This window comes from Sphingomonas sinipercae, assembly GCF_011302055.1.
Classification (GTDB): Bacteria; Pseudomonadota; Alphaproteobacteria; order Sphingomonadales; family Sphingomonadaceae; genus Sphingomicrobium; species Sphingomicrobium sinipercae.
Genome location: NZ_CP049871.1, coordinates 436,376 through 449,382 on the forward strand (window position 1 = coordinate 436,376; position 13,007 = coordinate 449,382).

General features: G+C 66.6%; 11 protein-coding genes and 1 tRNA gene. 5 read left to right on the forward strand and 7 right to left on the reverse strand.

The window, feature by feature from the left end; translation table 11 throughout:
• Positions 1–108 precede the first annotated feature (108 nt).
• Positions 109–3,018, forward strand: coding sequence for a TonB-dependent receptor plug domain-containing protein (locus G7078_RS02345; protein ID WP_166092597.1), 2,910 nt, complete (start codon positions 109–111; stop codon positions 3,016–3,018).
• Positions 3,019–3,081: 63 nt separating this feature from the next.
• Complete coding sequence (locus G7078_RS02350) at positions 3,082–4,074, forward strand: hypothetical protein (protein WP_166092599.1); 993 nt, start codon at positions 3,082–3,084, stop codon at positions 4,072–4,074.
• On the opposite strand, the gene G7078_RS02355 is transcribed toward G7078_RS02350, so the two are convergent.
• From G7078_RS02355 to G7078_RS02365, 3 genes are all read right to left on the reverse strand, one after another.
• The gene (locus tag G7078_RS02355; protein WP_166092602.1) at positions 4,043–4,762 is read right to left on the reverse strand and encodes a 2OG-Fe(II) oxygenase; all 720 of its coding nucleotides are present in this window, start codon (positions 4,760–4,762) and stop codon (positions 4,043–4,045) included. The two genes, G7078_RS02350 and G7078_RS02355, sit on opposite strands and share 32 nt — an antisense overlap.
• Positions 4,759–7,359: an ATP-dependent chaperone ClpB gene (gene clpB / locus G7078_RS02360; protein ID WP_166092605.1), complete on the reverse strand. Its 2,601-nt coding sequence runs from the start codon at positions 7,357–7,359 to the stop codon at positions 4,759–4,761. The genes G7078_RS02355 and clpB overlap by 4 nt, the downstream gene beginning before the upstream one ends.
• 64 nt (positions 7,360–7,423) lie before the next feature.
• A complete protein-coding gene (locus G7078_RS02365; RefSeq protein ID WP_166092608.1) occupies positions 7,424–8,158 on the reverse strand; it encodes a D-Ala-D-Ala carboxypeptidase family metallohydrolase in 735 nt (244 codons plus the stop codon).
• Between the two features lie 64 nt (positions 8,159–8,222).
• Here G7078_RS02365 and G7078_RS02370 point away from each other — a divergent pair, with 64 nt between their 5' ends.
• From G7078_RS02370 to G7078_RS02380, 3 genes are all read left to right on the forward strand, one after another.
• A complete protein-coding gene (locus tag G7078_RS02370; protein ID WP_166092610.1) occupies positions 8,223–8,543 on the forward strand; it encodes a polyhydroxyalkanoic acid system family protein in 321 nt (106 codons plus the stop codon).
• 12 nt (positions 8,544–8,555) lie between these two features.
• Complete coding sequence (locus G7078_RS02375; RefSeq protein WP_166092612.1) at positions 8,556–9,875, forward strand: FAD-dependent oxidoreductase; 1,320 nt, start codon at positions 8,556–8,558, stop codon at positions 9,873–9,875.
• Between the two features lie 76 nt (positions 9,876–9,951).
• A tRNA-Pro gene (locus G7078_RS02380) sits at positions 9,952–10,028 on the forward strand.
• Between the two features lies 1 nt (position 10,029).
• Here G7078_RS02380 and G7078_RS02385 read toward each other — a convergent pair.
• The 4 genes from G7078_RS02385 to G7078_RS02400 are packed head-to-tail and all read right to left on the reverse strand — an operon-like array spanning position 10,030 to position 12,999.
• Positions 10,030–11,154 (reverse strand): L-lactate dehydrogenase, encoded by a 1,125-nt coding sequence (locus G7078_RS02385; RefSeq protein WP_166092614.1) that lies wholly within the window; start codon positions 11,152–11,154, stop codon positions 10,030–10,032.
• Positions 11,155–11,940, reverse strand: a complete 786-nt coding sequence (locus G7078_RS02390) for a class II aldolase/adducin family protein (protein WP_166096064.1) — start codon at positions 11,938–11,940, stop codon at positions 11,155–11,157.
• 26 nt (positions 11,941–11,966) lie between these two features.
• Positions 11,967–12,608: a maleylacetoacetate isomerase gene (gene maiA / locus G7078_RS02395; protein WP_166092617.1), complete on the reverse strand. Its 642-nt coding sequence runs from the start codon at positions 12,606–12,608 to the stop codon at positions 11,967–11,969.
• A 10-nt stretch (positions 12,609–12,618) separates the two neighbouring features.
• A complete protein-coding gene (locus tag G7078_RS02400) occupies positions 12,619–12,999 on the reverse strand; it encodes an acyl-CoA thioesterase (RefSeq protein ID WP_166096067.1) in 381 nt (126 codons plus the stop codon).
• Positions 13,000–13,007: the final 8 nt, after the last annotated feature.

A 13,007-nucleotide genomic window follows, 5' to 3' on the forward strand; every position in this document is an offset into this window, starting at 1 on the left:
ACGGTGACAGCCAGAAAATTTCCTAACCAAGGTGAGTAGCTTGTGCCTTTGACGCAAAGGGCAGAAGCTCGGTGAATCTTTAGCCGCCTCATGTTTGGAAGGGGAAACATGAATACTCGTTTTCGCACTGCACTGCTCAGCAGCACGCTGATCGCCAGCGCCGCGCTGGTCGCCACTCCGGCGTTCGCGCAAGCCACCATGACTCCGCCTGCGGGCGAGCCGGACACCACGGTGTCGCAGCCCGCTGAGTCCACCGACACGACCCCGGTCAGCCAGGCGCCGACCGATGCCCAAGGCGAAATCATCGTCACCGGTTCGCGCATCGCCCGTCCCGACCTTGAGGCCTCAAGCCCGGTCGCGGTGATCAGCGGCGAGTCGCTTCGCGAAACGAACAATGTCACCGTCGAGCAGATCCTGGCGGTCAACCCGCAGTTCGCTTCCGGCTTCGGCCAGAGCTCGAACAACCCGGGCGACGGTTCGGCCACGGCAAACCTGCGCGGCCTTGAGGAAGAGCGCACGCTCGTCCTCATCGACGGCAAGCGCGCGCCTGCCTTCGACACCAACGGCCGGGTCGACCTCAACTCCATTCCCACCGGCCTGATCAAGCGCATCGACATCCTGACCGGCGGCGCTTCGTCGGTGTACGGTTCGGACGCCATCGCCGGCGTCGTCAACTTCATCCTCGACGACCGCTTCAAGGGCATCCGCCTCGACGGCAGCGCGCAGACCTATGGCGAAGGCGACGGCGAGATCTACAACGCCACGCTGACCGCCGGCATGCCGATTGGCGATCGCGGCAATATCATCGGCTCGATCGGCTGGACCAAGCGCAACGGCGTGTTCTTCGGTGACCGCAGCTGCTGCAGCGTCGCCGTCGACAGCTATGACTTCACCGCGTCGGGCGGGTCGAGCAACACGGTTCCGACCGCGTTCGACATTCCTGGTGCCGACCGGATCCAGATCCAGCCGGACGGGTCGGTGACGACCGATGTCGCTTTGTACAACTTCAACCCGGTCAACTACGTGCAGTCGCCGTTCCGCCGCATCAATGCGATGCTGATCGGCCGCTACGAACTGACCGACAACATCGAAGCTTATGCGCGTGCAATGTACGCGGATAACAAGGTGCAGTTGCAGCTTGCTCCGACGGCCACCGCGGGCTTCGGCTTCAACATCGACCCCAGCAACCCGTTCCTGTCGCCCGACCTGTACGATGCCTTCTTCAACACGACGGCGAACCCGGACCTGATCATCAATGACGGGACGGACGTCGCCAACGACCCGACCGCGCGGGCCGGCACGTCGAACGTCGGCATCCGTCGCCGTATCATCGAAACCGGCGGTCGTACGGAAGACTTCCGGACGAAGAGCCAGCAATATGTCGGCGGCCTCCGCGGCGATCTCGGCTCCTTCAACTGGGATGTCTTTGCCCAGTGGGGTCAGTCCAAGAAGCACACGGTGTTCAGGAACGACCTTTCCTACACGGCGCTTCAGCAGGCCCTCGACGTCGTCGACGACGGCAACGGCAATGCGGTCTGCTTCAACCCGGCGAACGGGTGCGTTCCGCTCAACCTGTTCACCACCGAACCGCTGTCGGCGGACTCAATCGCCTTCGTCCTGCGCGATGCGATCGAGGACTCCAAGACCAGCCAGTTCATCGCTGGCGGCAACCTCGGCGGCGACCTGACCTTGCTGCACAGCCCGCTCGCAGCCCACCCGGCCGCGATCGCGCTGGGCGTCGAGTATCGTAAGGAGAAAGGCTCGACCGCGGTCGATCCGCTCTACGCCTCGGGCGACCTGATCTATTACGGTCAGGGTCAGAACATCTCCGGCAGCTATGACGTTCGCGAAGTTTACGGCGAAATGAAGCTGCCGCTGATCGAAGACCGGCCCTACATCAGCTCGCTGGGTCTTGAGCTTGGCGTGCGCTACTCGGATTACTCGAACGTGGGCGGCGTCTGGTCGTACAAGTACGGCGGCGACTATGCCCCGGTTCGCGGCTTCCGCTTCCGTACCATCTACCAGCGGGCAGTCCGTGCGCCGAACATCTACGAACTGTACTCGCCGGTCGTGGCCGGTACCGGCGGCCTCTCCTTCGACCCGTGCACCGGCACGGTCACCGCGGCGGTGCAGGCAGCCTGTATCGCTCAGGGTGCGCCGGCCAGCCGCTTCAACAACGGCGTCAGCAGCATCCCCGATCCGATCTCCGGTCAGATCAACATCTTCACCGGCGGTAACCAGAACCTGGAGGAAGAGGTCTCCGACACCTTCACCCTGGGTGCGGTGCTAAGCCCGACGCTCATTCGCGGGTTCAGCGCCTCGGTCGATTACTACAAGATCAAGATCAAGAACGCGATCAGCGACACCTCGCCGTCGCTGACCCTGGACGCCTGCTTCAGCAATCCGAGCCCGAACAACCCGGCTTGCACGAGCATCGTTCGCAACCCGATCGACGGTTCGCTTAGCGGCGACACGACGATCGGCGTTCCGTCCCAGCTTGGTAACGTCGCGTCGATCGCCACGAAGGGCTTCGACTTCACCGCCGGCTACCGCGGCGGCGTCAGCAGCGGCGTCCACTATGCGTTGAACCTCGCTGCCACCTGGACTCGCAGCTACAAGTTCAACGACACGGAATGCGCCGGCTTCTTCGGGCCAGTGTGCGATTATGAGCCGATGCCGACGTGGAAGCACGTCGCCGAGGCGACGGTCGGAAGCGGTCCGTGGAGCTCCAACACCCGTTGGCGTTACCTGAGCAGCGTCGATGCCGACTCGGATATCTCCGGCCCGGATGGCATCCTGGTCCAGCAGATCCCGTCGTACAGCTACTTCGACCAGACGTTCTCGTACAATCTGGCCGATCGGTACCAGTTCCGCTTCGGTGTGCTGAACGTGTTCAACAAGAAGCCGCCGTTCGTTGGCGACACGACCGGCGCCACCGCCGGTGGTGGCGGCACCTTCCCGAACACGTATGACGTGCTCGGTCGGGCGTTCTTCGTCGGCGCTACGGCTCGCTTCTAAAGCGGGGGACAGTCGCGGCCGTGGGCGGGCAACCGCTCACGGCCGCCTCTTTTTTGGTGCGGGATGACATCGACCCGCCTTTTCCTGCATGAGCTTCGGCTCGCCGGCGACGAAGCCATGTTGCTTCCCGTCGCCGCTACTGGCCTGAGGTCGGCCACTTTCCTCGACGGGCGCGAGAATTTCAGCGCCGGCCAGGCGCAATTTGCCGGCGCCGCGCAATTCCTCGCCGGACAGCCGGCGACGGCCGACGCGCGCTTCATCTTCCATATCGGTTTTTGCGGATCGACCCTGCTTTCGCGGCTGCTCGACGTGCCCGGCGCGACCCTGGTGCTGCGCGAGCCGCATTGCCTTGCCAACATCGTCAACCAGCCGCTCGACGAAGCGACGCTGCAGTCGGTTCTTCCGCCCGTCATCGCCCATCTCTCCCAGCCATGGGCGGCGAACGAACGGGTCGTCATCAAGCCGTCGAATTGGGCCAATGCTCTGCTTGGTCGGATCGTTCGCCCGTCGTCGCGCGCCGTCTTCATGACCGACAGCCGCCAGCGGTTCCTCACCGCCGTCCTGCGGGGCGGGCAAGACCGCGTGGCGTTCACCGCCCGGCTTGCGGCGCGGCTGGGCGGCGACGATCCCGAGCTTGGGGCGCTGGTCGGACTCGCGGCCGCCGCGCCGGACGCCGATCGGCAACTCGCTCGCCTGGTCCTGGTCGCCCACGAAATTCAGTTGCGGCGGTTTCGCGACGCCGCTTCAACCCTCCCGGCGGATCGCCGGGCGTGGGTTTCGGCGGCGGCGCTGGACCACGATCCAATGGCGGTGCTTGGCCAAGCGTCGGCCGCCCTCGACCTTGCTCTCGCGCCCGAGCAGCTTGCCGCCAATGTCGAGCGCTGGTCGAAAAGCCACGCGAAGGATCCCGGCCGCGCATTCTCGCCCTCGAACGAAGCGTCGGCCAACGCCGCCGTTGCTGCGCGCTTCGGCGCCCTGATCGCCGACACGCTCGATTGGGCGGGGGACGCGCTTGGGCCCGAGCCTAGGGAGCCTTCGTCCGAAACCAGCCGGTGACGGAAATCCGGTCGCCCGCCGCATAAGGCGCAACGAAACTGACGCTGTGCGGCTGGCCGATCGCGAACAGGTGAAGCGCGTTGTAAGCGGGCACGAAGGTTTCGGCGACGCCGCCGTCGGCATCGTTGAACAGCAGCAGGCCGCCCCATTCGGCCAGCCAGTCCGGGGTCAGGCTGAAAACATAAGCGTGGGTGCGGTCCTTGCCGTGCACATTGTCGTCGTGGCGCGTCAGGAAATCGCCCGCGCGGTAGCGGGTCGCCTGCGCGTCGGCGAAGGCGATGTCGGACCGCCCGGTGACGTCGCGGACCCAGTCCAGCACCGGTTCCGATGACATGAACCGGGCGAAGGCCGCCAACAGGTCGGGGCGCGCTTCCCGCTCGGCCAGGGCGTCGGGGACGCGAATGGTGTCGTAGCGATATTGGAACCCGCTTCGGGCCGCGCGGTACACGGCTTCGTCGAGCGTCTTGCGCTCGGCTTCGGGCATTTGCTCAAGCTGGTCGGGCGTGGTTTCGAACACCTGCTCCCCGCCCTTGATGACATGCTTCCAGTCGGGCGAGGCGCGCAGCTCGCCGGCAAGGGCGGCCGCACCTTCGGGCTCCAGGAACGACCCGATCTTCAGCCGCCCCGTCCCATCGAGCTGCTCGCGCAGCGGGCCGGCGGCCAGCGCCGGATTGAGCTGGAAGCTCATGCCGCCTGCTTTTCGCTGTCGACCGGGGTCAGCTCCAGCCGGCCTTCGCCCTCGTCGACCCGGACCGTCTGGCCGTCGTGGACGGCGCCGGACAGGATCGCGTCGGCCAGCGGGTCCTGCAAATGTTTTTGGACGGCGCGCTTGAGCGGGCGCGCGCCATAGACCGGGTCGTAGCCGACCCGTCCAAGCCACTCGCGCGCCGCCGGGGTCAGCTCCAGCGTGATCTTCCGGTCTTCCAGAAGCTTCTGCAGCCGGGCGACCTGGATATCGACGATCGGCGCCATGTGCGCCGCCGACAGCCGGTGGAACAGGATGATCTCGTCCAGCCGGTTGAGGAATTCGGGCCGGAAGTGCGAGCGCACGACGTCCATCACCTGCGGTTCGACCTTGGCGAAATCTTCGTCGTCGCCGACCGAGGCGAGGAATTGCGAGCCCAGGTTCGACGTCAGGATGATGATCGTGTTGGTGAAATCGACCGTGCGTCCCTGCCCATCGGTAAGGCGACCGTCGTCGAGCACCTGGAGCAGCACGTTGAACACGTCGCCGTGCGCTTTCTCGACCTCGTCGAACAGCACAACCTGGTACGGCCGCCGGCGCACCGCCTCGGTCAGAACGCCGCCTTCTTCATAGCCGACATAGCCCGGCGGCGCGCCGATCAGCCGCGCCACCGCATGCTTTTCCATGAACTCGCTCATGTCGATGCGGACCATCGCGCTGGAATCGTCGAACAGGAATTCGGCCAGCGCCTTGGTCAGCTCGGTTTTGCCGACGCCGGTCGGGCCGAGGAACAGGAACGACCCCAGCGGCCGGTTGGGATCCTGCAATCCGGCACGCGCTCGGCGCACTGCGGCGGAGACCGCCTTGACCGCATCCGCCTGGCCGATGACCCGCGCGCCGATCGCGCTTTCCATCTGCATCAGCTTGTCGCGCTCGCCTTCCATCATCCGCTCGACCGGGATTCCGGTCCAGCGGGCGACGACGCCGGCGATGTCCTGGTCGGTGACTTCCTCGCGCAGCATCGCGCCCTTGGTCACGGCCTGCGCTTCGCCAAGCTGCTTCTCGAGCTCGGGGATGCGCCCGTATTGAAGCTCACCCGCCTTGGCGAGGTCGCCGTTGCGCTGGGCCTGCTCAAGCTCGATCCGGGCAGCGTCAAGCTGCTCCTTGATCTTCGCTTCGCCGGCGATTTTCTCTTTCTCCGCCTGCCAGCGCTGGGTCAGTTCCGCCGACTTCTGCTCCAAATTGGCCAGTTCGCCTTCCAGCGTGGCGAGCCGGTCCTTGGATGCCTTGTCCTGCTCCTTCTTCAGCGCCTCGCGCTCGATCTTGAGCTGGATGATCCGCCGGTCGAGGTTCTCGATCTCCTCGGGCTTGGACTCCACCTCCATCCGGATCCGGCTGGCCGCCTCGTCCATCAGGTCGATCGCCTTGTCGGGCAGGAAGCGGTCGGCAATGTAGCGATTGGACAAAGTCGCCGCGGCGACGATCGCCGCGTCGGTGATCCGCACCCCGTGGTGGAGCTCGTATTTCTCCTTCAGCCCGCGAAGGATCGAAATCGTGTCGGGCACGGTCGGCTCGCCGATGAACACCGGCTGGAACCGCCGCTCCAGGGCCGGGTCCTTTTCGATATGCTTGCGATATTCGTCGAGCGTGGTGGCGCCGATACAATGCAGCTCGCCGCGCGCCAGCGACGGCTTCAGCAAGTTGCCGGCATCCATCGCCCCTTCGGCCTTGCCGGCCCCGACGATGGTGTGCATCTCGTCGATGAAGAGGATGATTTCTCCGGCGGCCTGCTTGACTTCGTCGAGCACGCCTTTCAGCCGCTCCTCGAATTCGCCGCGATACTTCGCCCCGGCGATCAGCGAGCCCATGTCGAGCGAGAGCAGGCGTTTGTCCTTGATCCCGTCGGGCACGTCGCCGTTGGCGATGCGCAAGGCCAGTCCTTCGGCGATGGCGGTCTTGCCGACGCCGGGCTCGCCGATCAGCACGGGGTTGTTCTTGGTCCGGCGGGCAAGCACCTGCACGGTGCGGCGGATTTCCTCGTCGCGGCCGATGACTGGGTCCAGCTTGCCGGCCCGCGCCGCCTCGGTCAGGTCGCGCGCATATTTCTTCAGCGCGTCGTAACGGTCCTCCGCCCCTTGCGTATCGGCGGTTCGGCCACCGCGCAATTGCTCGATCGCGGCGTTGAGCTTCTGCGCCGTAACGCCGGCGCGGTTCAGCGCCTCGCCGACATCGGTGCCCTTGGCCAGCGCGAACGCCAGGAGGATCCGCTCGACCGTCACATAGCTGTCGGACGCCTTCTTCGCGACCTGCTCGGCCTGGTCGAGGATGCGCATCGTGTCGCCGTCCAGCCCGGGGGCGCTGGTGGCGCCGCTGCCGGTTACCGACGGGATCTTGGCGACCAGCGCGTCGGTCTCCTGCTTGGCGACCTTGGGATCGCCGCCCGCCGCCTGGATCAACCCGGCCGCCATCCCCTGCTCATCGTCCAGCAGCGCCTTGAGCAGGTGCGCCGGCGCAATCCGCTGATGGTGCTCGCGCACCGCGATCGTCTGGGCTGCCTGCAGAAATCCGCGCGCCCTGTCGGTAAGCTTTTCCAAGTCCATTCAGCCAATCCCCTTCGTTGGCGTGGATATGGTGTTGCACTTGGGCAACACAAGAGCGGCGCGGCTATTTCGGCGTCGGGCTGAGCGGGTCCGGCAAGGTGGTTGGCGTAGCGGGTGCGGGCGCGGCCGCAACCGTGGTCCGGGCGACGGTCGCAACGGGTCCGCAGCCGACGCCGTCGGACGAACCGGCGAAGCCCCACTTGCGGAATTTGCGCGAATCGATGTGGAATCGAAGGAAGGCGTAAAAGCCCAGGCCGACCTGGTAGCTTTCGCCGCCGTGGGCATGAAGGGCGCACAGGTCGTGCATCAGCGCTTCGCGCGTGATCGGGCGCAGCGGCACCATGTCGACGGCCTGCATGTAGCGGTGGGCGCTCTCCCGCGCGCCGCCGGCACAGATGTTGAGCTGCGGGTTGCGATAGACCGAAACCGGCTCGACCGGACCGACGGCCGGGATCACCCGGTCGCGGATGTAGCGCAGGGTTTGCACCAGGTTCGGCCATTCGGAAACTGGCGCGACCTCGAACGGCTCCGCCCCGCACGGCTGCCACTGGCTCGCGGTGCGCAGCAATTGCCAAGTCGGTACGACTCCGCCGACGCCGTAATAGGTTAGGTAATCGTTGAAGCTCTTGACCTGCGCCGCCCGCCACGGCGCCGCCATGTACCAGCTTCGATAGCCCGGCTCGTCCTGCCCGGCAGTGACGTAGGCGGCGGTCGGCTGCCATGCCGGCGCATAAGCCTGCTGCGCCTGGGCGGGTGCGGCACAGGCAATCAGTACGGACAAGGTGACGGGCAAACGCATCGCGCCAAGCATAATCCCGGAGACGCGCTTGCAAAGCGCTGAACGGCATACGACAGTCGCAAGCATGTCACAGCCCATCGAAGTCGATCTGCCGCACAGCCTCGGCAAGGACGAAGCCCGCCGCCGGATCGGCGCCAACATCCACAAGCTCGAAAGCCACATTCCGGGCGGCGCGAACGTCGAATCGGCCTGGGCCGGGGACAAGCTCAATCTGTCGATCACGGCGATGGGCCAGGCGGTGCGTGCGGAACTCACGATCCTCGAAGCGAAGGTCCATGTCCGCATGGACCTCCCCGGAATGCTCGGCCTGTTCGCAGCGCCGATCGCGGCGGCGCTGAAGGCGAAGGGCGGCGACCTGCTGCTGGACGACAAAAGCAAGCGATAGCAGGGGAAGGCGATGCGCCATTTCGCGGTGATCGGTTCGGGCCCAAGCGGCTTCTACACTGCGGAGGCGCTGAACAAGGCCTTTGGCGAGCAGGCGCGGGTCGACATCATAGACCGCTATCCAGTGCCCTATGGCCTGATCCGCTTTGGCGTCGCCCCAGATCACCAGTCGCTAAAGGCCGTCGCCAAGCGTTACGATAAGGTCGCGGAAAGCCCGGGGGCCGCGCTGATCGGCAACGTCGATGTCGGCCGCGATGTTTCGGTCGCCGAACTGCTCGACGCCTATGACGCGGTCGTGCTTGCGACCGGCGCGCCGAACGATCGCAAGCTGGGCATAGAGGGCGAGGATTTGCCCGGCGTGTTCGGCTCCGCCGCCTTCGTCGGCTGGTACAACGGCCATCCTGAATTCGCCGATCTCGACCCGCCGCTCGGCGGCACCGACGCGGTCGTCATCGGCAACGGCAATGTCGCGCTCGATTGCGCGCGCATCCTGTCCAAGACCCACGCCGAATTCGATGGCTCGGACATCGCCGGCCATGCGCTCGACGCGCTCGACCGGTCGGCAATCCGCACCGTCACGCTCCTGGGACGGCGCGGCCCGCACCAGATCGCAATGACCCCGAAAGAGCTGGGGGAGCTTGGCCACCTCGAAGCGGCCTCGCCGGTGGTCGATGGCGACGACTTCCCGCCGGTCGAAGCCGACGAGCCGCTCGAGCCCGGCCATCGCAAGTCGATCACGATCCTGCGCGGCTTCGCTGCCGCCGGCGCGGACCCGGCCAAGCCGAAGCGGATCGTATTCGATTTCTTCGCCCGCCCGCTGCGGATCGAAGGCGACGGCACGGCGCAGCGGGTGATTGTCGAGCGCACCGAGGTCGACGAGGCCGGCGGCGCTCGCGGCACGGGTGAGACTTATACTGTCCCGGCCGGGCTGGTGATCAGTTGCATCGGCTATTCGACCCCGCAGATTGCCGACGTTCCCTACGACGAACGCAGCGGCAGGTTTCGCAACGACGGCGGCCGAATATCGGACCGGCTCTACTGCGTCGGCTGGGCGCGGCGCGGCCCAACCGGCACCATCGGCACCAACCGGCCCGACGGTTATGAAGTGGCCGGGCTGATCGAAGCGGCGATGCCGCCCGGGACCGGCGGCGAGCGCCGCGGCGCCGAAGCCCTTGGCGAAGTCTTGTCCTCGCGCGGCGTCCGGCCGACCAGCTTCGACGATTGGCGGAGCATCGAGCAGGCCGAAGAAAGCGCCGCCCGTCCCGGCGCCCCGCGCGAAAAGATGGTGCGCGCCGAACAGTGGATGGCGACGCTCGGCCGCTTGCCGAAGTAAAGCTCGCTTGCGCATGGTCGGGGCGGCGGCTAGGAAGCGCGCGCCTTGGCTCCCGCCGTACGACGCGGGTTCCGGTCGGGGAGTAGCTCAGCCTGGTAGAGCACTGTCTTCGGGAGGCAGGGGCCGGAGGTTCGAATCCTCTCTCCCCGACCAACTAATTGCGGTCGAGCGTTTCGGCGCCGATCGCGGCGATCGAGGTGGTGCCCGTCAGGGCCATTGCCACCCGCATCTCCGCCTCGATCAGGCGCAGCGCATGGGCAACGCCCTGTTCCCCGCCGCCGGCCAGCGCATAGGCCCAGGCCCGGCCCAGAAGCACGAAATCCGCGCCCAGCGCGAGCATCCGAACCACGTCGAGGCCGGAGCGAACGCCGCCATCGGCAAGCAGGGGTAGTCGCCCGCCAACCGCCTCCGCGACCCTGGGCAGCGCGCGCGCCGTCGACGTCACGCCGTCAAGCTGCCGCCCGCCATGGTTCGACACGACGATGGCATCGGCGCCGCTGCCGGCCGCCGCAACCGCGTCTTGCGGGTCGAGGATGCCCTTGATGATCAGCGGGCCCTGCCACTGACGGCGCACCCATTCGACGTCGCTCCAGCTCACGGTGGCGTCGAAGTTGTTGTGGATCCATTTCTGGAAATCGGCGAGCGGCGCCTTGTTGCCGACGATCGGTTCCAGGTTGCCCAGGCTGTGCGGCCGGCCGTGCAGGCCGACGTCCCACAGCCAGCCGGGCCGCGCCGCCAGTTGCAGCGCCCGGCGCAGCCCGGCGCCGGCCGCCCGCGCGTCACGGTAGCGCGATCCCGGCACCGCCAGGTCGACGGTCAGCACCAAAGCGCCGCAACCGGCCTCGGCCGCCGTCTCGATCATCCGCTGGACGAAGCCGCGGTCCTTGACGAAATAGAGCTGGAACCAGGGCACGTTGCCCGACCGCGCCACTTCGCGAAGCGAGCAGGCGCCGACGGTCGACAAGGCGAAGGGGACGTTGGCGGCGGCCGCGGCCCGCGCCGCCTGCACTTCGCCGCGCCGCGCATACAGGCCGGCAAGCCCGACCGGGCCGAGCCCGACGGGCATTGCATAGCGCCGTCCGAATAGTTCGGCGGAAAGGTCGATCGCGGCAACGTCGCGCAGCACCCGCTGCCGCAATGGCACGCTTGCCAGGTCGGCGACGTTCCGGCGCAGCGTCACTTCGCCGTACGATCCGCCGTCGAGATATTCGAACAGGAAGTGGGGCAGCCGCGCCTTCGCCAGCGCGCGATAGTCGCCGACGCTCGCCGGTCGCTTCACTTAGGTCGCGAAGCTCGGGTCGAGCCGGTAGGCCTTGCGCTTGAGCGCGGGCCAGGCGAGCAGGTTGGCCGCCACCGACAGCCCCGCCGACCCTTGTTCGGAAGTGATTTCCGGCGACCCTTGCGGCGGATGGTTGAGGTCGTCGCCGGCCGACAGCGCCATGATCTGCGCCTGGCAGGCCCGCTCGAAGAAATAGAGCTTCACGAAGCATTCGCCGATGCTCTTGCCGACGGCCAGCGTGCCGTGGTTGCGAAGCAGCATCAGGCTTTTCTCGGCCAGGTCGGCGACCAGCCGTTCGCGTTCCGAAAGGTCGACCGCGACGCCTTCATATTCGTGGAAGGCGACTTCGCCGCGCACCAGCATCGCCGTCTGGGTCAGCGGCAGCAGCCCCTCGCCATGGGCCGACACCGCCTGGCCCGCCGGCGTGTGCAGGTGCATCACCGACTGCGCATCTTCGCGCGCCATGTGGATCGCGGAATGGATGGTGAAGCCGGCGGGGTTGGTGATGAACGGCGTCGGATCGACCGGGTTGCCGTGCACGTCGACCTTGACCAGCGAGGAAGCAGTCACTTCCTCGAACATCAACTGATAGGGGTTGAGCAGGAAATGATGCTCCGGCCCCGGGATGCGCGCCGACAAATGCGTGAAGATGAGGTCGTCCCAGCCGTAATAAGCGACCATGCGATAGGCGCAGGCGAGATCGACCCGGATGGCCCATTCCTCGTCGCTGACCTTGCCTTCCAGCGACGGGATGTCGAGCGAGCTGAGGGCGCTGATCCCTTCCATGCCGCGGTTCATGCCTTCGGCCCGGTTCATTGCGCGGACCCGTGCTTGTCCGGATGGGCGTCGGCGAAGGCGGGCAGGGCGTTGGCGCTCGCGTCCGCCCGCAACAGCGTCGGATAGGCGTCCAGCGGGACGTTGAACCGCCGCGCATTGTACATTTGCGGCACCAGGCAGACGTCGGCCAGCGTCGGCGTGTTGCCGAACAGGAAACCGCCGGAGCGCTGCTGCGCCATCGCCTCGAGCGCGGCGAACCCTTCTGTGATCCAGTGCGCGTACCAGGCGTCCTTGGCGGCCTCGTCCAGGTGCAGCGTGCCGGTGAGATATTTGAGTACGCGCAGATTGTTGAGCGGATGGATGTCGGACGCGATCGCCATTGCCATTGCCCGGACGTGCGCACCGTCGCCAAGGTCGGCAGGGATCAGCCGCGGCTCGGGAAAGCGCTGGTCGAGGTAGACCATGATCGACAGGCTCTGGGTCAGCCGGCGGTCGTCGATCTCCAGCATCGGCACGAAGCCTTGCGGGTTGAGCGCCCGATACTCGACGCTTTTCTGCTCGCCGGCGCGCAGGTCGACCTGGCGGCTTTCATAGTCGACCTTCTTGAGGTTGAGGGCGATCCGCACGCGGTAAGCGGCGGACGAGCGGAAGTAATCATGAAGGACAGGACGCGGCACGCGCCAATCTCTATCCGGCAATGAAGGGCGCGACAACGTCCCGCGGGACTCGCACCGGCCGCCCCGATGCCTTGTCGATAATCGCCCAGCCGGTCTTGGCCCGGACACAGGTGCGGCCGTCGTTGCCGGCGAATTCGACGAAGCGGTCGAACCGCGCGCCTTTGGGCGCTTCGCCGACCCAGGTGCGGCCGGTCACCCGGTCGCCTTCGACCGCGGCCCGAAGATAATCGATTTCATGCCGCACCACGACCCAGAAATAGGCCGCGTCATGCTCCGGCGCTGCCACCGATCGCCAGTGCGCGACGGCGATTTCCTGGATCCACTGCACCCACACCGCATTATTGACGTGGCCAAGCTCGTCGATGTGCTCGGGCCGCGCGTCGAACGCCATTTCGAACG